Annotated in this window: 21 protein-coding genes; 3 read left to right on the top strand and 18 right to left on the bottom strand. The window is 65.8% G+C overall.

Annotated elements, in window-relative coordinates:
- Positions 1 to 135: 135 nt before the first annotated feature.
- Positions 136 to 507, bottom strand: coding sequence for a hypothetical protein (locus tag ACODSD_RS18675; RefSeq protein WP_227106267.1), 372 nt, complete (start codon positions 505 to 507; stop codon positions 136 to 138).
- A 432-nt stretch (positions 508 to 939) separates the two neighbouring features.
- Here ACODSD_RS18675 and ACODSD_RS18680 point away from each other — a divergent pair, with 432 nt between their 5' ends.
- From ACODSD_RS18680 to ACODSD_RS18690, 3 genes are all read left to right on the top strand, one after another.
- Positions 940 to 1872, top strand: coding sequence for an alpha/beta hydrolase (locus ACODSD_RS18680; protein WP_488878012.1), 933 nt, complete (start codon positions 940 to 942; stop codon positions 1870 to 1872).
- Between the two features lie 432 nt (positions 1873 to 2304).
- Complete coding sequence (locus ACODSD_RS18685; RefSeq protein WP_107801461.1) at positions 2305 to 3126, top strand: class I SAM-dependent methyltransferase; 822 nt, start codon at positions 2305 to 2307, stop codon at positions 3124 to 3126.
- A 522-nt stretch (positions 3127 to 3648) separates the two neighbouring features.
- Positions 3649 to 4083, top strand: coding sequence for a lysozyme (locus tag ACODSD_RS18690; protein ID WP_488878013.1), 435 nt, complete (start codon positions 3649 to 3651; stop codon positions 4081 to 4083).
- Positions 4084 to 4172: 89 nt separating this feature from the next.
- Here ACODSD_RS18690 and ACODSD_RS18695 read toward each other — a convergent pair whose 3' ends face one another.
- The 17 genes from ACODSD_RS18695 to ACODSD_RS18775 form a co-directional block, all read right to left on the bottom strand.
- Entirely contained in the window at positions 4173 to 4610 is a 438-nt protein-coding gene (locus ACODSD_RS18695; protein ID WP_200123092.1) for a DUF2846 domain-containing protein, read from the bottom strand.
- Between the two features lie 119 nt (positions 4611 to 4729).
- Positions 4730 to 5827 carry an AAA family ATPase gene (locus tag ACODSD_RS18700; RefSeq protein ID WP_107801458.1) on the bottom strand — a complete coding sequence of 366 codons (1098 nt, stop codon included), beginning with the start codon at positions 5825 to 5827 and terminating at the stop codon, positions 4730 to 4732.
- 49 nt (positions 5828 to 5876) lie between these two features.
- Positions 5877 to 6704 (bottom strand): S1/P1 nuclease, encoded by an 828-nt coding sequence (locus ACODSD_RS18705; RefSeq protein ID WP_227106258.1) that lies wholly within the window; start codon positions 6702 to 6704, stop codon positions 5877 to 5879.
- A 187-nt stretch (positions 6705 to 6891) separates the two neighbouring features.
- Positions 6892 to 7551: a DUF799 domain-containing protein gene (locus ACODSD_RS18710; RefSeq protein ID WP_488878014.1), complete on the bottom strand. Its 660-nt coding sequence runs from the start codon at positions 7549 to 7551 to the stop codon at positions 6892 to 6894.
- An 11-nt stretch (positions 7552 to 7562) separates the two neighbouring features.
- Complete coding sequence (locus ACODSD_RS18715; protein WP_488878015.1) at positions 7563 to 7919, bottom strand: DUF4810 domain-containing protein; 357 nt, start codon at positions 7917 to 7919, stop codon at positions 7563 to 7565.
- Between the two features lie 190 nt (positions 7920 to 8109).
- Positions 8110 to 8784 carry a CsgG/HfaB family protein gene (locus ACODSD_RS18720; protein ID WP_488878016.1) on the bottom strand — a complete coding sequence of 225 codons (675 nt, stop codon included), beginning with the start codon at positions 8782 to 8784 and terminating at the stop codon, positions 8110 to 8112.
- Between the two features lie 229 nt (positions 8785 to 9013).
- Complete coding sequence (gene tauD / locus ACODSD_RS18725; protein WP_488878017.1) at positions 9014 to 9844, bottom strand: taurine dioxygenase; 831 nt, start codon at positions 9842 to 9844, stop codon at positions 9014 to 9016.
- A 55-nt stretch (positions 9845 to 9899) separates the two neighbouring features.
- Positions 9900 to 10772 (bottom strand): taurine ABC transporter permease TauC, encoded by an 873-nt coding sequence (gene tauC / locus ACODSD_RS18730; RefSeq protein ID WP_488878018.1) that lies wholly within the window; start codon positions 10770 to 10772, stop codon positions 9900 to 9902.
- Positions 10759 to 11553 (bottom strand): taurine ABC transporter ATP-binding protein, encoded by a 795-nt coding sequence (locus ACODSD_RS18735; RefSeq protein WP_194427204.1) that lies wholly within the window; start codon positions 11551 to 11553, stop codon positions 10759 to 10761. The genes tauC and ACODSD_RS18735 overlap by 14 nt, the downstream gene beginning before the upstream one ends.
- 16 nt (positions 11554 to 11569) lie before the next feature.
- A complete protein-coding gene (gene tauA, locus ACODSD_RS18740; RefSeq protein ID WP_488878019.1) occupies positions 11570 to 12580 on the bottom strand; it encodes a taurine ABC transporter substrate-binding protein in 1011 nt (336 codons plus the stop codon).
- Between the two features lie 393 nt (positions 12581 to 12973).
- Positions 12974 to 15583, bottom strand: coding sequence for a glycoside hydrolase family 15 protein (locus ACODSD_RS18745; protein WP_488878020.1), 2610 nt, complete (start codon positions 15581 to 15583; stop codon positions 12974 to 12976).
- Between the two features lie 197 nt (positions 15584 to 15780).
- Positions 15781 to 17031, bottom strand: coding sequence for an alanine racemase (locus tag ACODSD_RS18750; RefSeq protein WP_488878021.1), 1251 nt, complete (start codon positions 17029 to 17031; stop codon positions 15781 to 15783).
- 175 nt (positions 17032 to 17206) lie between these two features.
- The gene (locus ACODSD_RS18755; RefSeq protein ID WP_488878022.1) at positions 17207 to 18649 is read right to left on the bottom strand and encodes a sodium:solute symporter family protein; all 1443 of its coding nucleotides are present in this window, start codon (positions 18647 to 18649) and stop codon (positions 17207 to 17209) included.
- 48 nt (positions 18650 to 18697) lie between these two features.
- Entirely contained in the window at positions 18698 to 19090 is a 393-nt protein-coding gene (locus ACODSD_RS18760) for a RidA family protein (protein WP_486636306.1), read from the bottom strand.
- Between the two features lie 157 nt (positions 19091 to 19247).
- Positions 19248 to 20693, bottom strand: a complete 1446-nt coding sequence (locus ACODSD_RS18765; protein ID WP_488878023.1) for an N-acyl-D-amino-acid deacylase family protein — start codon at positions 20691 to 20693, stop codon at positions 19248 to 19250.
- A 9-nt stretch (positions 20694 to 20702) separates the two neighbouring features.
- Positions 20703 to 21317, bottom strand: a complete 615-nt coding sequence (locus tag ACODSD_RS18770; RefSeq protein WP_107801448.1) for a 2-dehydro-3-deoxy-6-phosphogalactonate aldolase — start codon at positions 21315 to 21317, stop codon at positions 20703 to 20705.
- A 53-nt stretch (positions 21318 to 21370) separates the two neighbouring features.
- Entirely contained in the window at positions 21371 to 22363 is a 993-nt protein-coding gene (locus tag ACODSD_RS18775) for a 2-dehydro-3-deoxygalactonokinase (RefSeq protein ID WP_488878024.1), read from the bottom strand.
- Between the last annotated feature and the right edge of the window lie 10 nt (positions 22364 to 22373).

Here is a 22373-nt window from a genome sequence, read left to right on the forward strand (position 1 = left end):
CTACCGCTGGCCAACGACCGCACGTAGGGTGGGTGGAGCCGCAGGCGATACCCACCGGCACCCGCGGTTGAGGATCACGCCAACCAAAGCGAAACAAGGCCTTGCTCGCGACACGCAACGGATCGTAAACAGGTTCTAAGACGTCACCGTCTCCAGCCTCTCCATCGCCCCCTGCAAACGCTGCTGCAAAGGCTCCAGCAAGGCCCACAGCGCCTTGCCGCGCACTTGCGCGTTTTCGGTGTGACGCAACATCAACAGCACCGCGCCCAAGGCCTCATTGCATTGACGCAACTCTTCGGCGATATCGTCGTAATGCTCGCAGCAACGGGCTAAATGAATCAGAACGGGATCGATGGCGGCAAGCGCGGTATTTTCCGAACGCAGACCTTGCAGATGTTTGACGGTCTTGATCAGACGGCTGGCCGCTGGGAGAGCGGCTGGAGATTGAGCGGCCTCCTTGGGCGGAGGCGGTTTGGAAAGCAGGGATAGAACTGACAATAGAGGCATGACGGGCTCCGATCCAAAATGAGCCTGCCATCCCGCTTCCAATCACGATGGGCAGGCATATGACAGGGTTGGAAGGCAGGCGAATCGGAGCCAGCAGGCCAAAGGCCTCCCTGCCATAACCTGCCCTGATGGGCGCAGCTATAGCGTGGCATTGGGATGATATCCCCCGATTCTATTCAGGCTTCCATTCCTGATGCCGCGCTGTATGAAACGGCACGCGGCTCATGGTGCCCACCCAGCTTGGTCTGGTCAAGCGCGGCGCGTCCGGGAAGGCCTAGCAAAACGGCCCCCACCCCATGGCGGCGAACAGGCCAGGACATTTGGATAGCGCTTGCCAGCATCCTTGCGCCATGTTCTGCTGTGAAGCCGCCGCTTCGCCGCAACCCTGATGCCGCGGCGCAGTCAAAACAGGCCATAAAAGGGCTCAACACCATGCAAACCTTCCATCTGAACGCCGACGACGGGGAAATCCTGCACGCCGCCTGCTGGCTGCCGGACGGCGCGCCGCGCGCCGTGGTGCTGATCTCCCACGGCATGAGCGAATACGCGGTGCGCTACCACCGCTTCGCCCAAACCCTGACCGCCGCCGGCTACGCGGTCTACGCCCACGACCACCGCGGCCACGGCGCCGCGCCGCGGCTGCGCGGCCATTTCTCTGCCGACGGCGGCTGGGACAAGGTGGTGGCCGACGTGGACACCCTGCGCCGCCACGCCGCGGAACGCCATCCCGGCCTGCCGGTGGCGCTGTTCGGCCACAGCATGGGTTCCTTCATCGCCCGCGCCTATTTCCTGCGCCACGGCGCGGCGCTGTCCGGCCTGATCCTGTCCGCCACCGGCTACCGCCAGCGGCCGCTGGCCTGGCTGCTGCGCGGCCTGGCGCGGCTGGTGGCCCGCTTCGGCAGCCCGGAACGCCCCAGCCGGCTGCTGGCGCGGCTGGTCTTCGGCAGCTTCAACCTGGGCTTTCTGCCCGCCCGCACCGGCATGGACTGGCTGAGCCGCGACCCGGCGGAAGTGGACAAATACCTGGCGGACCCGCTATGCGGCTTCGACCCCTGCCCCGGCCTGTGGATAGATTTGTTCGGCGGCATCATCGCCATGGAGCGTGGCGAGGCGAGCGGCGACAGCCTGCCGCGCCGCTGTCCGGTCTGGCTGCTGGCCGGCAGCCGCGACCCGGTCAGCCTGGGCAAGCTGGGCCTGGGCCAACTGGAAATCCGCTACCGCGAGGCCGGCCTGCTCGATGTGCAGACCACGGTCTACCCCGGCGGCCGCCACGAAATGCTGAACGAAACCAACCGCGTGGAAGTGGAGCAGGACATGCTGCGCTGGCTGGAGCGGATCAGCGCGCAGCCGGTCATTGCAGGCTGAGCCTGGGAACCTGTTCACGATTCTTTTTCAGTACTTTGAAACCTTGTTAGCTACGCAGGAAACCTGCGTATCCGACGCGCCCCTACTCCCTTCAAGCCTGCCGATGGGTGGCAGGCCCGAGGTCTTAAGCGGCTGCTTGTTCGAGCACCGCGACGCTAGCGCGGTGCGAGTTCAGCCGCGCCTCGGGCCTGACGGGCCCCGGCGGGAAGCCGAAGGCCAGGCTTGCAGGGCGGCCTTTAGGGTAAAGGGAGATTTGGCCGCGCAAATCTCCCTTTCCGTTCGCCGGGCGGAACCGGCCCTAAATCATCATCCGCGAAGCGGATTCAAGGCATTGGGCAATGGTTCCGAACCTGAAGGATCAGAAACAGCGCCCAAGCGCGCCGGCGCGAATTGGACTAAAATCCGGCGATTCGTTTTTCGCAGGAGGCCGCCATGAGCCTGATTCCCGAGATCAAACCCCAGCAATCGCTGGAACTGCTCAAAGAGCTGCACATCCTGACCCGCGACGGCAAGATCAACCAGGACACCCGCCGCAAGCTGAAACAGGTTTACCACCTGTACCAGTTCATCGAGCCGCTGATGGCCGACGTGCTGGCGGAAAAAGGCGAGATGAGCCTGGCCGACCACGGCGCCGGCAAATCCTATCTGGGCTTCATCCTTTACGACCTGTTCCTGAAGGACAAGGCCGCCGGCAGCGTCTACGGCATCGAAACCCGGCCGGAACTGGTCAGCCGCTCGCAAGAGCTGGCCGCCCGCCTAGGCTTCGAACGCATGGGCTTTTTGAACCTGAGCGTGGAACAGTCGATCACCTCGGAGCAATTGCCGGAGCAGGTGGACATCATCACCGCGCTGCACGCCTGCAACACCGCCACCGACGACGCCATCCGCTTCGCGCTGGCCAAGAACGCGCGCTACATCGTGCTGGTGCCCTGCTGCCAGGCGGAAGTAGCCGGCGTGCTGCGTCAGAAGAAAAACCAGAGCTTCGGCCTGACTCCGCTGTCCGAGATGTGGCGGCACCCCATCCACACCCGCGAGTTCGGCAGCCATCTGACCAATGTGCTGCGCTGCCTGCAGCTGGAAGCGCGCGGCTATCAGCTCACCGTCACCGAGCTGGTGGGCTGGGAACACTCGATGAAGAACGAGCTGATCATCGCCAAGTACACCGGCCAGCGCAAAAACAGCGCGCGCGAACGCCAGGAGGCGATTCTGAAAGAGCTGAACCTGGAAGACCTGCGCGAGCGCTTTGTTTACTAGTAGCCAGTTCAAAGGCTTTAATGATTCGCGGGTTGCCGCATCGTTAATACAATGGAAACCGCGTATTCGACGCGCCCTCACTCCCTTCAAGCCTGCCGACGGGTGGCAGGCCCGAGGTCTTAAGCGGCTGCCTGTTCGAGCGATTTGACGCTAGCAAATCGCGAGTTCAGCCGCGCCTCGGGCCTGACGGGACCAGGCGGGAAGCCGCAGGCCAGGCTTGCAGGGCGGCCTTTGGGGTAAAGGGGAATTTGGCCGCGCAAATTCCCCTTTCCGTTTGCCGGGCGGAACCGGCCCTAAATCATCATCCGCGTAGCGGATTCAAAACTCAAAATATCGTAAACAGGTCCAACTACGCCACTGACACCCGTCGCCTCGGCCCGTTTCCGGGCCCTGAGCATAATGGGAACGACGCACCCGGACCGCCCCGCGCGGCCGGTCCCGCCCCCGCCCGCTTCTCCTCCCGCCTCAGATTCTTCCGAGCATTTCTCCGCGTCCGCCGGGGGCCCTTCCCAGGAGCCCGACATGAATATCAGCGCCAACGGCGTCAAACTGATCCAGCAATTCGAAGGCCTGCGCCTCAAGGCCTACCAGGACGCGGTGGGCGTCTGGACCATAGGCTACGGCCACACCGGTCCGGACGTGACGCCGGGTCTGGTCATCAGCCAGGCCCAGGCCGACGCGCTGCTGACGCGCGATTTGAACCGCTTCGAAACCGGCGTCTCCCGGCTGGTCCAGGTGCCGCTGAACCAGAACCAGTTCGACGCGCTGCTCAGCTTCAGCTACAACCTGGGCCTGGGTTCGCTGCAGAACTCCACCCTGCTGCGCCTGCTTAATCAGCGCGACTACGCCGGCGCCGCCGCCCAGTTTCCGCGCTGGAACAAGGCCGGCGGCAAAGTCCTGCCCGGCCTCACCCGCCGCCGCGCGGCGGAGCAGGCGCTGTTTCTGCAACCGGTCTGAGCACGTGGTCTGAGCCATGAAAAAAGCCCAAGCATCCGCTTGGGCTTTTTTACGGAACGCGGCGAACTCAGCCGCGCCGCCGCCGTGTCTTATTGCGGCGACTGCACCAGTTGGGACTCTTTCACCCCTTTTTGACCTTCGGCCTCGTCAACGCTCTGCAGCTTGTTGCGAGCGTACAGCACGCCCATCTTCACTTCCTGCCAAACGTAGTAAATCTTGCCCGCCACCATGTCCAGGGTCAGGCTGGAATCGTTCTCGGCCTTGCCCACCAGCGTGTGCGAACCCGGCTCCAGATCGGCCATGATGTAGGTTTTGGCCACGGTGTCGCCCAAGGCCTTGTTGTCGGCCAGAACATTCATTTTCACGGCGGCGCCCATCGCCTCGTTGCGATAGATGTAGACGCGAGCCTTGGCCGGCTGGGCGTTGAACTGCTTGGCTTGAGCGTCCGCCTCGGGCGTGGCCAGCGTGGTGGAGGCGCAGCCGGACAGCAGGGCCAACAGAGAAGCAGCGGCAAATAGTTTTTTCACGGAAAGTTCTTTCTTATATTTAAATGGTATGGCGGCGGGGATTCTACATGCAAATATTCCGCCTCGCATCCATCCATTTTCACTTTCCGAAAATGCCGAACCGGCCTCGCGGCCCCGGCTCAATCCTCGTCCGCCAACACCGTCTCGCCGTCGCGCTGCGCCAGCATGAAACGGCGCAGCGGCCGGTGCCGCGCGATCAGCTCCGCCAAGCGCGGCGAATGGCTGGTCACCCACAGCTGGCTGTGGCGGCCGGCCTCGGCGATCAGCCGCGCCAAGGCCGGCAACAAGTCCGGGTGCAGGCTGTTTTCCGGCTCGTTCAAGGCCATGAAGGCCGGCGGACGCGGGCTGAGCAAGGCCACCGCCAGGCACAGGAAACGCAAGGTGCCGTCGGACAATTCGGCCGCCTCCAGCGGCCGCAGAATGCCGTCGCGCTGCATCAGCATCTGGAAACGGCCATGCAGCGCCTCCGTCTGGAAGCGGCTGTCCGGAAACGCGTCGGCCAGCACGCTGTGCAGCAGTTCGACGTCGCCGATCTCCACAATGGTCTGGAAAGCGGCCGCCAGGTTGCCGCCGTCGTGCGCCAGCACCGGCGAGCGGATGCCCACTTGCGGCGCGCGCGGCGGCGAGCCGGGCCACACCGCGAACTCATGGTAGAAACGCCAGCGCCGCAGCGTCTCCCGCACTTGCGACACCTCGGGATAAAGATGCGGCTCAGCCAATTGGCCGAACACCGACTCCTCGGCCTGCAGGCCCAAGGGATAGGTGGTCCTGACCCCGTCCACGCTGGTGAGAAAGGCGCTCTGATTGCGCCGCTCCAGCACCTGGGCCGAGGGGCGGCGCCCCTGGCCGGCCAGCCACAACGTCTCCTCCTTCACCAATGGGTCCAGCGAGAACAGGCTGCGGCTGGGCTCGGGGTAGCCCAGTTGCAATTCGTAGTCGTAATCGGCCAGCCGCGCCGCCAGCGCCATGCGCTTGGGCTCGCCCTTGCGGTCGCCGCGGCGCAGGCCGCCAGCCCACATCGCCTTCTGAATGCCGCCCTCTTCCGCCAGCGCCGCGGACAGGCGGCCGCAGGCGGCCTCGTGCAGCAGGCGCACCGCTTTGTAGAGATTGGATTTGCCGCAGCCGTTGGGCCCGACGACGACGTTGAGCGGCTCCAGCTCCAGCCGCAGCTGACGGATGGAACGGAAACCCTTGAGGCTGAGCTCGTGAATGGACATGGCGGCTCCGGTGACGACGGAGCCGCCATTCTAGCGCGGACGCGCCGTTTTACTGCAGCGCCTGGTTGATCACCATGGCGATGCGCGCGCCGGCCTTGACCAGCTGCTGTTTGACCAGCTGAGCGCCGGCGGTCTGGTAGGTGCGGTCCAGGTAGGCCACGTCGCTGGGCGCTTGGCCGCAGCTGAAGTTGGACAGCGGGCCGTAGACCTCGCTGCGCGCGTACTGATTGGATTCCTTGATCCAGTCATTGACCTGCCCGCTCTGCCAGCCGGCGATGTTGCGCGCGTAGTACTTGAGGTTCTGCGTCGCCCAGCTCTGCTCGTTGGCGCCGCTCAAGGCCTGCTGCACCAGGGCGGTGTCCCACACCGAATGCAGATTGCCGGTCTTGTTGCTGCCGGCCAGCCGCGTCTTGACGTCGTTGCCGCCGCGGTCGTGGTTGTCGGCCGCGTGCAGCGGCTGGTGGATGTCGCCGATCATGTGGAGCAGGAAGGTCAGCGCCTGGGCGCGGGCGGACTTGCTCGCGGTTTTGTCGGCCAGCACCTTGCTGTAGCGCCCGATCTGATTGGACGCGCAGTTGCCGCTGGGACAATCGTCCTCTTCCACGCCGTCGCACACCGGTTCGTCGTTGTAATGCCATTGATCCGAGCCCGGCAGCTGCTGTTTCAATTCCTGCTTGTGCTGGTCCATGTACAAGGCCAGCTGGGCGAAGTCCGCGTTGGGGATCAATTGATTGACCGCGGCCTTGGCCTGGGGGCTCAACAATTGCTGAGCGACGTAGCCGGTGACGCGGTGGCCTTCCTGGCCCCAGGCCAGCGCTTGGGCGCTGGGCAGCGCGAAAGCGGCGGACAACAGCAGGGCGAGCGTAAATTTCTTCATGACGGTTTCTCTTGTGATTGTGATATGCCGAGACGGGCGCGCCGCCCGCCGTTTTTATGGCGAACGGATATTACCCGAAAACCGTTAAATTAAAATGCCAATATCATTTCATTTGAAGATATACGCTGCACAACCCCGTAAAAAAGCCCGGCAGTGCCGGGCTGGGTGTTTGGGATTGCTTGCGAACTCAGTCCGTCCCGTATCTGGGAGAGTACGGACCGTACAACAGGCCGCCGTTATGGCCCGCGCTGAACAGACGCTGGCTGGTGACGCCCGCCATATCGTGGCTAGCGTCGGTGGCGCTGTTGATGATCTGCTTCAGCGCCGCGGTTACCAGCAGACCCACCAGGCCGCCGCCGGAGTTGTTGTTGCCCTCATTGTTGGAGGCGGTGGCGAAACCGCTCCACAACACCGCGCCGGACTTCAGGTCCACCATCTTGGCGCTGGCGGATACCACGGTGTCGCTGCTGATCACGCTGTAGCGAGTACCGTACTTGCTCACCGTCACGTACAACGCGGCGTCGGCCCCGAAGATGTCTTTCAACTTGGCCGGAGCCACGCCGTGAATGTCCGAGGCCGTGCTCATGCCGTTCTGCTTGAAGGTTTCGTCCACCAGCGTCACCGGCAACACGTAGTAACCGGCTTCAGCCAGCGGCATGGTGACTTGCGACAACATGCCGTAGCTGGCGGCCACTTCCGGCGATTCGTTCAACGGAGGCAGCACCAGCAGGGAGCGCGGCCGGCTCTGCTTGTAGGCGGTGTAGTCATAAGGCTTGTGGCTGGCGCAGCCGGTGGCCAGCGCCGCGATGGCCAGGCAGGCCAGCCATTGGGCAATGCGTTTGATCATGGTGCGGTCTTTCACTTCTTGGCTTTCTTCAGCAGGAAGTCCATATAGGCGGCGGATTCAGGAAACAGCTGCTTCTCGGTCTGGAATTCCTGCGCCATCTGATCCCCCTTACCCAGGCTGGCGTACAGCATGCCCAGGTGGGCGTGATAGCCCGGCGGCGGGGTCTTGCCGCTTGCGCGGATCTTCTGCAGATCGCGCTCCAGCGCGGTCACCTGTTCTTCCGCCGCCGCGCCCTTGAAGTGCTGGTAGACCTGGGGCTGGTAGCTTTCCCACTGGTACAGCGAGTTTTGACTGGCGCAGCCGGTCAACAATGCGCCGCCCAGCAGGGCTAGCGCCAATAGCGGCGTTTTCGCCATCTTGTGTTTCATGATGTTCAATCTTGCAATAGCTAGCACGGACGGGCCGCAAGGCCCGCCTTGTAATCATTCGAGGCTTGCTTAACGCTCAGAGCCGTTAACAAAACCTCGCAGAGAACCTGAGCCAAGGCGCGCCGACGCAGGCAGTACCAGGGGTACGACAAGGGGCGCAACGCAGGATCAGGGGTTTTGTTAGCGGGTCTTATTTGGCGGGCTGCCAGGCGCCGGAATCTATGGCCGCGGTCAGCTTGTTCACCGCCTCGCGCATCGCCAGGTCCAGCACCTTGCCGTTCAGCGTGGAGTCATAGCTGGCAGTGCCGCCAAAGCCGATGATTTCGCGGTTGGACAAGCTGTATTCGCCGGCGCCCTGAGTGGAGTACACCACTTCCGAGGTCGCCACCTTGACGATGTTGAGGTTGACCTTGGCGTAAGCGATTTGCTGCTTGCTGCGGCCGAGGATGCCGAATAGCTGGTGGTCGCCCACTTCCTTGCGGCCGAATTCGGTCACGTCGCCGGTCACCACGTAGGTGGCGCCTTTGACCGCCTGCGCCTGCTTGCTGAACGCCGCTTCCTGCTTCATTTCTTCCAGGTTGTCGCGGTCCAGCACATTAAAGCGGCTGGTCTGCTGCAGATGGGTAATCAGGATGGTCTTGGCCTGGCCGCCCAGACGGTCCACACCGTCCGAGAAAATGCCGCGCATATAACTGGAGCGGTTGTCGAACTTGCCTACCGCGATGGGGGAGCGCGGGCCGGCGTAGGGCTTGCCGGCGGTTTCCACTTGCGCCACCGTCAACGCGCGCGAGTTTTCCGTCGCGCAGCCGCTCAGCCCCGCTGTCGCCGCCATAGCGAGCACGACGCATTTTTTTGCGATCTTCATTTTTATTCTCTCTAAACATCCAACTCGGAAAGTCCAGCATCATACTGCTGCGCAGCTATGCCGGTCGACGCCATTTATGCCAAAACAGTGTTATCAAATATACGCACCAAGCCCTTTACTGACGCTGCATAGACATTATGATGATTGGAGAACGCTCATCATTTTCAGGCAAATGGAATGCAAAAACCCGGCAATGCCGGGTTTCCTTTTCCTGCTCATTCCGCCGCGCTCAACGCGGCCGGTCGCCCAGGATGGTGGCGCGGTGCATCACCCGCCGCTGCGGCAGGTAATCCGCCACCGCGTAATGCTGGGTCACGCGGTTGTCCCAGAACGCCAGATCGTTTTCCTTCCAGCGCCAGCGCACGGTGAATTCCGGCCGCGCGGCGTGGGCGAACAGCAGGGCCAGCAAGGCATCGCTCTCGCGCGGCGCCAGTTCCAGGATGCGAGTGGTGAAGCCTTCGTTGACGAACAGGCCCTTGCGGCCGGTGACTGGATGGGTGCGCACCACCGGGTGCACCACCGGCGGATGGTCGCGGCTGGCCTGTTGCCAGCGCGCGTATTGCGGCGTGTCCTTGAAGCGGCTTTCCGGGAAGGAATGGACGAAGCTGTGCTCGGCGCTAAGGCCGTCCAGCAGCCCGCGCAAGGCCGGCGACAGTGCGTCGTAAGCGGCACTGTTGCTGCTCCACAGCGTGTCGCCGCCCACGTCCGGCAGCTGCCGCGCCGCCAGCACCGCGCCCAGCGGCGGGGTGGCGATGAAGGTGACGTCGGTATGCCAGTTGTCGTTGTCCGGCAGATTGTCGACATGGGTGTCCAACACGATGATTTCCGGCTGCTCCGCCACCGTCGGGTAGACCGGATGCAGGTGCAGATCGCCGAAGCGGGCAGCGAAGTCGCGCTGCTGGCGCGGCGTCAACGGCTGGTTCTCGAAGAACAATACCTGGTGGCGCAGCAGCGCCGCCTCGATCGCGTCGCGCTCGGCGCCGGACAGCGGCGCGCTCAGATCGACGCCGGAAACAATGGCCCCCAGGGCCGGGCTGATGGCTTGCAGTTGCAGGCTCATGAATGTGCTCCTTATCCGCGCGGCGGAAACCCAATCCAAAAAGTTGAAAACTCGCTCAAAAACGTTCCGGCGCGGCCCAGCCGGCGAAGCGCCGCTCCACCCAACGCAGCCCCAATTCCAGCGCCAGCGCGATCCAGGCGATGATCAGGATGCCGGCGATCACCGCGTCGGTGACCAGGAACTGGGCGGCGGACTGCACCATGAAACCCAAGCCGCGGGTGGCGGCCACCAGCTCCGCCGCCACCAGGGTGGACCAGCCCACGCCCAGGCCGATGCGCAGCCCGGTCAGAATCTCCGGCAGCGCGCTGGGCAGCACCACCAGCCGCAGCAGCTGGCCGCGGCTGGCGCCCAGCGAGCGCGCCGCCTGCAGCCGCGCCGGGTCCGCGCGGCGCACGCCGGCGGCGGTGGCGATGGCCAGCGGCGCGAAGATGGCGAGATAGATCAGCAGCACCTTGCTGGCCTCGCCAATGCCGAACCAGATCACGATCAAGGGCAGGTAGGCCAGGGGCGGCACCGGCCGGTAGAACTCGATCAGCGGGTCCAGCGCCGCATGCGCGCGCCGGCTCAGGCCCATCAGCATGCCCAGCGGCACCGCGGTGGCCGCGGCCAGCAATAGCGCCAGGCCCACCCGGCCCAGGCTGGCGACGGCGTGACGCCACAGGCTGGCGTCCATGAAGCCGTTAACGGCCAGATCCACCAGCCGCGTCGCCACCTGGGCCGGGCCGGGCAGAAATAGCGGCGACACCAAGCCACCGGCGCTGGCCGCCCACCACAGCAGCAGCAGGCCGCCCACCGACAACGCGCTGGGCCAGCGCCGACGCCAGGCGGCGAAGCGGCCGGAGAACGGTGCGGGGGCATGGGCCGGCGGCGGCGCGCTCAGTTCGGCCTGCGCGGCCGGGCCCAATTCAGTCAGTTCAAGCGGCGGCATGGTCGGCCTCCTCGGCGCGGAAAATCCAGTCCAGCAAATGCTCGCGCATGGCGATGAAGGCGGGATCGGCCTTAATCGAGCGCGCCGATTCGCCGGCGGCGTAGCGGTGGGCGAAGCCCAGTTTCTGCCGCAGCGCGATGCGGCCGGGGCGCGGCGTCAGCACCAAGAGCTCGGTGCCGAGGAACAGCGCTTCCTCGATGCTGTGGGTGATCAGGAAGATGCCCTTGCCGCTGCGCTGCCACAGGCTGAGGATCAGCGACTGCATCTTTTCCCGGGTCAGCGCGTCCAGCGCGCCCAAGGGCTCGTCCAGCAGCAGGAAGTCGGGATCGGCCGCCAGCGCGCGCGCCAGGCCCAGGCGCTGACGCATGCCGCCGGACATCTGGCTTAGCGCGTGGCCGGCGAAGGCTTCCAGCCCCACCCAGCCCAGCATGCGGCGCGCCTCGAGTCGCCGCTGTTCGCGCGGCACCCCGCGCAGGCGCAGGCCGAAGGCGACATTGTCCTCGGCGTTGAGCCAGGGCATCAGCGCGTCGTCCTGGAACACCACGCCGCGATCCGCGCCCGGCCCGCGCACCGGCCGGCCATTGGCCAGTACCCGGCCCTGACTGGGCGTCTGGAAGCCGGCCATCAGCCCCAGCAAGGTGGACTTGCCGCAGCCGGACGGCCCCAGGGCCACCACGATCTCACCGGAACGCAGCTCCAGCGACACCCGGTCCAGCGCCTGCACCGGGCCGGACGGGCCGGCGTAGCTGACGCCGGCGTTTTCCACGATCAAGCTCGCCATCGCGGCCTCCTCGCGCTCAGCGCGGCTGCGCCAGCCGCACGAAGCGCGGCTCGACATAGGCTTGATAATCCGGCAGCACCGCTTCCACCTTCTTCTGTTCCTTCAGGAACAAGGCGGTGTCGCGCAGCGCCTTGGCGGTGCCGCCGCCCAGCAAGCGCGGCGACAGCTGCTCCTGCGCCAGCGGGAAGCGGCTGCCGGCCAGCAGGCCGGGAATCTGCGCCGGATCGGCCCCGGTCAGCCGCGCGATCTTGGCCACCTGCGGCGAGCCGGCGCTCCAGGCCGCCGGCTTGGCGCGGTAATCGGCGAAGGCCTGCAAGGTCACCTTGGCGAAGGCGGCCAGCGCCTGCGGCTGGGCGGCGGCGAAATCCTTGCGCGCCACCCAGGCTTCGAAAGTGGGCGCGCCCCACTGCCCCACTTGTTCGGAATTGACCAGCACCGAGCCGCTTTTCAGCGCCTGGCTCAAGGCCGGGTCCCAGACATAGGCGGCGTCGATGTCGCCGCGCTGCCAGGCGGCGCTGATCTCGGACGGGCGCAGATTGACGATGGACAGCTTGGCCGGGTCCAGCTTCCAGTGTTTGAGCGCGGCCAGCAGGCTGTAATGGGTGGTGGAGACATAGGGCACCGCCACCTTTTTGCCGATCAGGTCCCGCGGGGTCTTGATGCCGCTACCCTTGCGCGCCACCAAGGCCTCGGAGTTGCCGATCTCGGCGACGATCAGAAAGGTCTGGATCGGCAGTTGGCGGGTGGCGGCGGCGCTGAGCGGGCTGGAGCCCAGATCGGCGATATGCACATCGCCGGAGGCCAGCGCGGCCAGCACTTCCGCGCCGCTCTCGAACTTGCGCCATTGCAGCGGCCGGCCGATGGCTTTTTCATACAAGCCGTCGGCCTGGGCCACTTTGGAGGGATCAACCCCGGTCTGGTAGCCGATGACGATGGGCGCCTCGGCGGCGTGTGCCGCCAAGGCGAGGAAGGACAGGCTGGCGAGGCTGAGCGCCAGCAGGGAACGGCGGGAGATGAACATGGACATGGCGAGTTCCTGAACAAGGGGGACTCAGCACACTATAAAAGCCATGTTTAATATCAAAAAGTAATTAAATTTGCTTTCAATATTCCAAATAAATCAATAGCGTATTGGAGCCTGTTCAAAGTCTCGCGAGCAAGAGCGAGACAAGGCGAAAACGAGCGAAAAAGCGGAATGTACAAGTGGTACATGAGCATTTTGAGCTCGTACTCACCGTGCAACGCTTCACGACGCGCAGCAGGCTTTGAACAGGCTCTTAGAACCTGTTTACGATCTCGCGAGCTAGGGCGAGACAAGGCGAAAACGAGCGAAAAAGCGGAATGTACACGTGGTACATGAGCATTTTGAGTTCGTTTTCAACGCCGTATCGCCGACGCGCAGCAGATCGTAAACAGGTTCTTACCAGTTCACCTGATCACTCAGCGTCAGCCCGCCGGCCGGCGCCTGCAACACCCGGTTGCCGGCGTGCTGCTCCCAGCTCACGCTGCCGTCAGGGTTCTTGCGGTAGTACTTGTACTCGATGCGCTGGCCGGCCGGCAGATTGACCCGGGTCTTCCACAGCGGGTAGGCCGCCGCGTCCGCCGGCAGGCCCAGATCGGTGTTCCAATTGCCCAGCGCGCGCGCCGCGCCGGTCACGTACAGCTGCTGCCCCCAGCTGGTCGTGGCGGCGGCCTGGATCTCCACCGTCGCCTCCCCGGCCTTGGGTTCCACCCGGCAGGCGTAGTAACGCGCGCAGGCGGCTTCCGGCAGATCGACGACGCGTCCGGCGCGGATGGAGGCCAGCAGGCTGATGTACTCGCCCATCGCCCAACTCAGCGGCGCGATCGAGCGGGTGGGCGTGCCGGCGCGGTTGCCGGCCGGCGTCTCCACCGCCCAGCCGTCCGGCAGCACCGCGCTGTGCGGCCACACCTGTTCCGGCAGCATGCCCTCCGGCGTGGCCAGTTGCTTCAAGGCGGCCAGATAGGGCTGGCCGGCCGCGCCGCCGCCCTGGCGCGCAATCTCGTAGACGCCGCGCTCGGCGGTGAAGATGGGCCACAACCGGCCCACGCCGCTGCCGGCGAAATCGCCGCCGTCGTTGCGTTCGCCGTAGCCGTCGAAGTTGTAGCGGAACCAGGCGTTGACCGGCAGCGCCGGCGCGCCGGGCAGGTCCAAGCGCTGGCCCAACACCGCGTCGTAAATGCCCAGCGTGGCGAGCACCGCCGGATCGTCGGCACGCTTCACGCCCATGCGCACCAGTTCCAGGAAGCCGCCGTCCACCACCCGGCGCGCGTCGCGGCCGCCGCCGCCGTTCTTCACTTCCAGCGCCTGCGGCGTGTCCGGGCTCAGCGCCGGCGCCTGGCCGGCGCGGCCGGCCCCGCCGGCGCGCGCGGACGGATTGAGGCGCAGATAATAACGGCCGTCGCCAAAGCCGCCGCTGCGGGTGAAGGTCCAGGCGTCCACGTTCTGCTGCCAGTAATCGGCGGCGGACAGATAGCGCGCGGCGCTGGCGTCGTCGCCGTTGGCGCGGGCGATGTCGGCGGCGGCGGCCAGGCCGGCGATCTGCGCCGCCAGCGTGGACGGCGAATAGCCGCTGTTTTCCTCCCAGCGCTCCTGGTAGGTCCACGGCCCGGCGCTCAGGATGTAGTCGGCGGCCAGCTTGATACGCGGCCACAGCGGCGAATACACCGCCGGCCCCTGGCGCCAGGCCAGCAGGATGGGCATGGCCTGCTCGTCCATCTGGGTGCCCTGCCAATACTGCGCGCCGCTGACCCAGGCGTTTTGCGGAAAGCGGCCGTTGCGGCTGAAGCCGTCCGGGCAGCCGGCGGCGTCGTATTCCGCCGCGCCGCAGTCGCGGCGCTGCTGCAAGGTGTTGAACAGATAATCCGTCACCCGCGCGGCGGTGGCGCGGTCGCCGGCGGTGAGCAGGGCGTTGGCGAACTTGAACAGGTCGCGCGGCCACACCAGGTGATAGCCGCCGGCGTTGGCGTCGCCCTGGCTGGCGCCCCACGGCGTGCCCAGACCGGCCACCATCGCGCCGCTGGCCTTGTCCTGCATGGTTTTCAGCGTCATCGCCGCCAGGTAGTAGCCGTCGTCGGCGCTGCCGCCCTGATCGGACAGGCCGGCGGCGTAAGCCTGCCAGCCGGCGTCGTAGCGCCGCTGCGCCGCGCCCAGGTCACCGCCCAGCGCCGCCTCGGCCGTGTCCAGCGCCTGCCCCTGGCTGGCGCCGAAGCCCAGCACCACGTCGAAGGACACGCTGGCCGCGCGCGGGTCGCCCAAGTCCAGCCAGCCCATCTGCGCCACATTGCCGTTGCCGGCGGAATCGAAAGTCCAGTCCATGCGCTTGTCGGCACCGCCGCCCAGCAGATCGGTCCAGCCGTCGCTGAGACCGACAAAGCCGTTGGACAGCATGCGGCGACCGTTCTGCGTCTTCCACGGCAGGCTGCTCAGCAGCGCCGAGGCGCGCTGATTGCGGCTGGCCGCCAAGGCCGCGCCGCCGCCGGCGCGCGCCAGGGTGGCGGCGCTATTGCCGGCGCCGGCGTTGTCCAGATAGGGTTTGAACAGCAGATAAAGTCGGAAATCGCCGACGCGGCGGCCGTCCAGCGCGCTGAAGGTGACGCGCTGGATCAGCGCGTCGCGCGCCGGATCAGTGAAGATGCGCTTGCTGATGCGCCAGTGATGGGCCGGGTTGCCAGTCTGCGCCTGCCAGCTCATGCTGCGCGGATGCAGCCGCTGCACGCGGTAGTCCTGCCGCTTTTCCTCGTCGACGAAGCCGCCGCCGGCGTCGCCCACCAGGAATTGCAGATCCACCGCCGCCTGGGTGTCCACCGCCGGGTAGAACACCTCGGACACCACGCCGCGATAGCCAGTGAAATACACCCGCGACGGCCCTTCCGTCGCCACGCCCACGAAAGACTTGGCCGCCGGGCCGCGCACCGCCGTCAGTCCCGGCGCGCCAAACGCCTCGCCGGCCTGCGCCGCGCCGCCCAAGCCGCCCAACAGCAGGGCCAGGCCCATCCATTGCTTGATCATGTCCGCTCGCTCCTGATTTTGCCAGGGAGCGTAGCAAAACAAAATTCAAATGTCATTTAGAATGAAAAGGATTTCCAGCCTATCCAAGCCTTAGGGTCAGGCGCTGAAATTTTCCTACCCGTCGCTTAGCCGCGGTTCAAAGTCTCGCGAGCCAGGGCGGGACAAGGCGTTTTCCGCTCAGCAGCGCATAAGCCGCTTCAGAACACCGTCTCCCATTCCTCCCTCACCCGGTACTCCTCGTCCACCAGGAACACGCGCTTCCATTTGTCGAAGCTCAGGCAAGGGTGGGAGCTGCCGAACACCAGCAAATCGCCTATCCGCAGGTCCAGGCCGGGGCCGCAGTCCAGCAAGGCGTGCTGATCCATCAAGGCGCGGGTGCGCAGGCCGCCGGGCGTGAAATCCACGCGCCGCCCTTGGCGGTACTGCGCGAACGGCTGCGGCAGGCCGGCGTCGAAGGCCACGTCGCGCTTACCCAAGCCCGCGACGGCCAGGCCCGGCTCCGGCAGCGACTGCACCAGCGCGCACAATTCCAATGCAGGGGACAGCCCGCCGTCCAGCCGCGCCGCCAGCGGCTCGCGCGCTTGCAGCGCGGCGTAAGCCTGCCGATAGATGCCGTGGTCCTGCGTCACATAGCAGCCGGGGCGGATCACATGACGCACCCCGGACAGGCCGGCGTCCCGCAGCTGCCGGCTGACGATGTCGAACCAGACCGAGCCGGCCCCGGTCAGCAACACTTCCGGCGCGCCGGCGAAGTCGCCGTTGCGCAGCAGCGTGCCGCACACCGCGACCGCGCGCTGAATCAGCGCCTGTATCGCCGCGATGTCCGCCTGCTCGTCGTCGCCATGGATCACGCCCTCGTAGAAGGCCACGCCGGCCAGCGCCAGGCCCGGCAGCTTGGCGATGTGCTCCGCCAGTTCATAAGCCTGCCGCTCGGTGCGGCAGCCGCAACGCCCGCCGGGCGCGCCCATTTCCAGCAAGACCGACATCCGCAGTTGCCGGGCGGCGAAAAAGTCCGACAGCCGCCGCGCATTGTCCACGCTGTCTACGCAGCAATGGAGGGCGGCGCGCCCTTGCCGCAGCAGCGCGGCAAGCAGCTCCATATTCGCCCGGCCCAGCAATTGATTGGCGATGATCACGTTCTCGGCCCCGGCCGCCACCGCCGCCTGGGCCTGAAACGCGCTGGCCACGCCCAGCCCCCAGGCGCCGGCAGCCAATTGCCGCCGGAAAATGGCCGGCGTCATCGTGGTCTTGCCATGCGGCGCCAGCGAGACCCCCATCGCGTCCGCGAAACCTTGCATCCAGCGGATATTGCCGTCCAGCGCGGCCTCCTTGATCACCAGCGCCGGCAGGCAGGCGTCCTCATGCAGGATATTGGCCCCGCCCTCTCCGCGGAACATCAGCGCCGCCTTGTGCCGCGCGGGCTCCGCTCCAAATTCGCTCAGCATCATCCTGTTCTCCCTGGTATCCCTATCCGCCAGTCGTAGAGCCTGTTCAAAGTCTCGCGAGCTAGAGCGAGACAAGGCGAAAACAGCTGAGAAAGCGGAATGTACAAGTGGTACATGAGCATTTCGAAGTTGTTTTCAACGCCGTATCGCCGACGCGCAGCAGACATTGAACAGGTTCTCAGCCATGGCTTTCACGCTCAGTCGTAATCATCTCCAGCACCTCCTCCCGGGAACGCGCGCTCGCCGGCGTCAGCCAGGTGACGACAACGGCCAGCAGCAGGCTGAGCAGCACCGCGGGAATCACCGGATTGCCCAGCCGCGCCAGCCACGACGGCGACAGGATGACGGCCAGCGAGGCGAGGCTGCCGCCTAGCAGCGCGGCGATGCAGCCCTGCCAATTGAAGCGCGGCCAGAAACGGCCCAGCAGCACGGTGACGAACATGCCGGACATCACCATGGAGATCATCTTGGTGATGTAGCCGATGATGTCGTTGGAAGTCAGCGCGAAGAGATAGGCCAGCAGGATCACCAGCAGCAGGAACAGCCGGGACAGCGCAATCGCCCGCTCCGGCGGCGGCATCCGGCCACGCATCCAGACGTAGAGATCGCGCAGGATGATGGAGACCCCGGCAATCGCGTCGGAACTGCCAGAGGACATATTGGCCGACATGCCGGCGATCAGCACCACCACGGCCAGCGCCTGCGGCAAGGCGGTGGTGGCGTGCAGGAAGGCGAAGCTGCTATTGGCCAGATTGGGCTCCATCGCATGCGTGGCCATGCCGATGATGGCCGGCAGGAAGGAAAAGCCCATATACAGCAGGCCGGTGATGATGAAGGACTGGCGGATCACGCTGGCGGATTCGGCGGCGTAGATGCGCTGGCGGTAGGAGGGCGTGGCCAGCACGCCCACGCCGATCACCGCGGCCAGCGACAAGGCCGGCAGCAGGCCCAGCTTGCCGATGCCGAAGGGCGTGAACGCGGCCGGATCGGTCCGGCTCACCACCGCCTCCCAGCCGCCGACATGGCGCACCGATAGGACCGCCAGCACGATGAAGCCGAGGAAGAGCACGATGGACTGCAAGGTGTCGATCCAGGACACCGCCTTATAGCCGCCGATGCCGACGTAGAACACGAAGCCGACGGCGACAATGGTCTTGGCCGCCCGGATATCAATACCGGAGGCCCAGGCCAGGTACAGGCCGCCACCCAGGATGTGCGCGCCCAACCAGCCCAGGGAGGCGCAGAAAATGATGACGGCCACCAGGTTTTTGACCAGCTTGCTGCCGCCGGTGTAGTAGCAGACCTCCTCGCTCATGGTCATGAAGCGGAGGTTTCGGACCGGCGCGAACCACCAGGCCGTCAACAGGATGCCGGTGGCGCCGCCAATGCCGTACAACATGCCGGCCCAGCCGTTGGCGTAACCGAAGCTGACCGCGCCGATGCTGGAGCCGGTGCCCACCATGGTGCCCACCGTCGAGCCCAGCGTCAGCAGCATCGGCATCTTGCGGCCGCCCAGGATGAAGTCCTCGCCGGTCTTCTGATGCCGGGTCACATACCAGCCCAACGTCATCATGCCGGCGGCGTAGATCAGAAACCACGTCAGAAAATCGCTATTCGCCATCGCCCTCTCCTTTTCATCGGCCGCGCTGCCGCGCCTGGCGCAAAATACTTAATATTTGAACTTGGCGTTAAAACACCTCATGTCCACCTCAACCATGCAATCCACCACCAGCTCCGCCACGCAGCACACCCGCGCCGGCGGATGCTCGGCGAAGAACGAGCGGAACACCCGGTTGAAGGAGGGGAAATAACGGGCGTCGCTGAGAAAGACCTGCATATGCACGATGTCCGCCGGCGCGAAGCCGGCCTCGGCCACAATGTCCAGGCAGTTCTGTATCGCCAGCCGCGACTGTTCCACGATGCCGCCGGCGATGATTTCGCCGTCCCGCATCGGGGTTTGTCCGGACACGTACAACCAGCCGTCCGCCGCCGCCGCCGCGGCGAAAGGCAGCGCTTGCCCGCCGGTGCCGGCGCTGCCGCTTACTCCATAACGTTTAATCATGCTGCCTCCCCCTAAGAGCCTGTTTACGATCTGCTGCGCGTCGTGAGGCGTGGCACGGCGAGTACAACTTCGAAATGCTCATGTACCGTATGTACATTCCGCTTTCTCAGCCGCTTTCGCCTTGTCTCGCTCTTGCTCGCTAGAGCGTAAACACGCTCTAAGCAGCCTGACGGCTTCTGCTCAAGAACCGCCCGGCGCGGACTCCGCTCAGCCGCTGCTGAGCATAGGTTTGCACCCCGTTGACGAAGACCCGCTCAATGCCCGCCGCCGCCTGCCGCGGCTGCTGGAAGCTGGCGACGTCGTCGATCCGCTGGTAGTCAAACAGCACCAGATCGGCGAAATAGCCGGCACGGATCAAGCCCCGGTCGCGCAGCGCGAAGCGCCGCGCCGGCAGGCCGGTCATTTTGTGGACGGCGGTGGACAGCGGGAACAGTTGCAAGTCCCGGCTGTAATGGCCCAGCACCCGGGGGAAAGTCCCCCACAGCCGCGGATGCGGATTGGGATCGCAGGGCAGGCCGTCCGAGCCCACCATCGCCGCCGGGTGGCTCAGGATGCGCCGCACATCGTCCTCATGCATCTGGAAGTAAATGGCGCCGGCGGGCAGCAGGCGGCCGGCCGCCTGGTGGATGTCGCACGCCCAGAGGCCGGCGATCTGTTGCAGGGTTTTCCCCGCCATCTCCGGATGCGGCGCGGACCAGGTGATCAGGATGTCGTAGTCGGCGGTGACCTGGCCGGGGTCGAGATTGGAGGAGCCGGCGCGGTAGGGGTAGCAATCGAGGCTGATGTCCTGCCCCAGGCGACGGATGTCGATCAGCGCCAGCGTCTCCGCCGAGCGTCCCCAGTTTTTCAGCCCGGCGCATTTGTGGTGCGAGATCTGCACCGGCACCTTGGCGCTGCGGCCGATGAGGAAGGCTTCCTCCATCGCCTCCAGCACTCCGTCGTACTCGGTGCGCATATGGGTGGCGTAGACGCCCTGGTATTCGGCCAGCGGCGCGGCCAGCCGGCAGACTTCCTCGGTGGACGCCTGCGCCGCGCTGTCATAGGACAGGCCGGTGCTCAAGCCCAGCGCGCCCTGCTCCAGCGCCAGGATCAAATGCTCGCGCATCGCGGCGATGCCGGCCTCGTCCGCCGGCCCCTGCTGCGACGCCAGGCAGCGGTGCCGCAAGGTGGTGTGGCCGATCAAGGTGGCGACGTTGACCGAGGGCCGCGCCGCTTCGATGGCGGCGCGGTAGCTGGCCAGGTCCGGATAGCGGAAATCCTCCAATTCGCCCAGCAGATTGATCGGCGCCGGCACCTCGTCGCCCAGCACCGCGCCCACCGCGCTGAGTCCGCAGTTCCCGACGATGATGCTGGTCACGCCTTGCGAGGTTTTTTCCAGGTAGTCCGGGCGCCGGATCACCGCCAGGTCGTCATGGGTGTGAACGTCGATGAAGCCGGGCACCAATACCAGGCCGGCGCAGTCGATGCGCTGTCCGGCGTCGCCGTCGAGCTCGGCGGCCACCGCCGCGATGCGTTCGCCTATCACCCCGACATCCGCCCGCCGCTCCGGCGCGCCGCTGCCGTCCGCCACCAAGGCACCCTTGAACAAGTAGTCGTATCGCATATTGCTCTCCTATCCCGCCATTGCCTCCCGGTAAGCGCGGGCGAAAGCCCGCGCCTGCGCCCGCGTCCTCTCCGGCGGCTGGCCGGCGCGATACAACTCGCCGCCCAGCCCCGCCCCCCGGCAGCCGGCGCGTAGATAATCCGCCAGCGTCTCCGGTCTCACTCCGCCCACCGCGTAGATGTCCACCGCTTCCGGCAGCACCGTCCGCAAGGCGGCCACATAAGCCGGCCCCAGCGCGCCGGCGGGGAACAGCTTGATCCGGCGCGCGCCGGCCGCGATGGCGTCGAAAGCCTCGGTGGCCGTGGCGCAGCCCGGCAGCAATTGCATGCCCGCGGCCAGGCCCTGCCGGATCACCTCGGCATCGACGTTGGGCGTAACGATCAAGCGGCAGCCCAGCTCGGCCAAGCGCCGCACCTGTTCCGGCCGCAGCACGGTGCCGGCGCCGATCAGCGCCTGATCGCCATAGCGCTGCGCCGCCAGCTGAATGCCGGCCTCCCAGCGCTCCGAATTCAGCGGTATCTCCACCGCCTCGAAGCCCGCCTCGATCAAGGCCGGCACGTGCAGCTCCAGCTCCTCCGGCCGGATGCCCCGTAAAATCGCCACCAGCGGCAGCTTGCTGTCCATTTCTTGCTCCCTGTTGAATCCACCACCCCGCCCGCGAGACTTTGAACAAGCTCTCAGAGCAAGCCCCGAGTCCGCGCCAGCAAAATCGCTCCATGACCGGCCAGATCCGCCTGCGTCGCCTCGTCCACCATCGCCACATTGCCGGAGAAGAACTCATCGCCGGCCACCAGGCAGCCCAGCGCCGCGCGCAGCAGCGGCCGGCCGGTGGCGATGAATTGCGTGCCCGGACTCATATTCAGCGCGCGGCTGTTTTTCAAGGTCAGCAAGTCCGCGCCCAGCACCGCGCCCAACAGGAAATTGGCTCTGGCGTTGTGGTCGTACACCGTGAACTGGTCCAGCGTGCGCACCATGAAACAGGCCCGGCCCAGGCCGATGCGGCTGGCCTGCTCGGCCCCGGCCAACAACATCTCCACATCCAGCTCCGCGGCGAACGAGCCGCCCAGCGCATCCGCCAGCAAGGTGTTGTGGGTAATCACGTGCAAGAGCTCGCCGGCCAGCGTGGTCACGCAGCCGGCGATCCGCTGCCGCGCGTCCAGATGGATGAATTTGGAATGCGAGCCGGGAATGGCCAGAATGGCCGGCTGGCGGATGGACAGCCTGTCGATCAAGGCCATCGCCTCGACCTCTTCGCCGCGCATCATGTCCATGCGCTCGCAGTTGTGCAGGCCGATGTCCTCGGACAGATTCTTCACCCCGGGCACAAACCAGATCGGCCGCGCGCACACCTCAGGCACCACGCAGGCCCTCATCCCGGCGGCCAGAGCCTCGCGGCCGGCGGGCGCCAGCAGGTGGGGAATCTCCAACAGGCCCATATTCGAACTGATCATTCCCGTCGCCAGCAGCAGGCTTGGCTCGTCGATGCCGACATCGGCCTGGCTCAACGCCTGCGCCAGCGTTTCCCTCACCGCCCGCCGCAATGCGTTCCGGCTGCCCGTCATCGCCGTATCCCGGCTCCCCACCCGCTGCGCCGCGCGCGCAATCGGCACTGAATCGCGCCATAAGGTGGCGCGGGTATTCGTGGTGCCGGCATCAATGGTCAATATCATTTCCACGCTT

This window comes from Chromobacterium sp. FG22 (assembly GCF_057809415.1).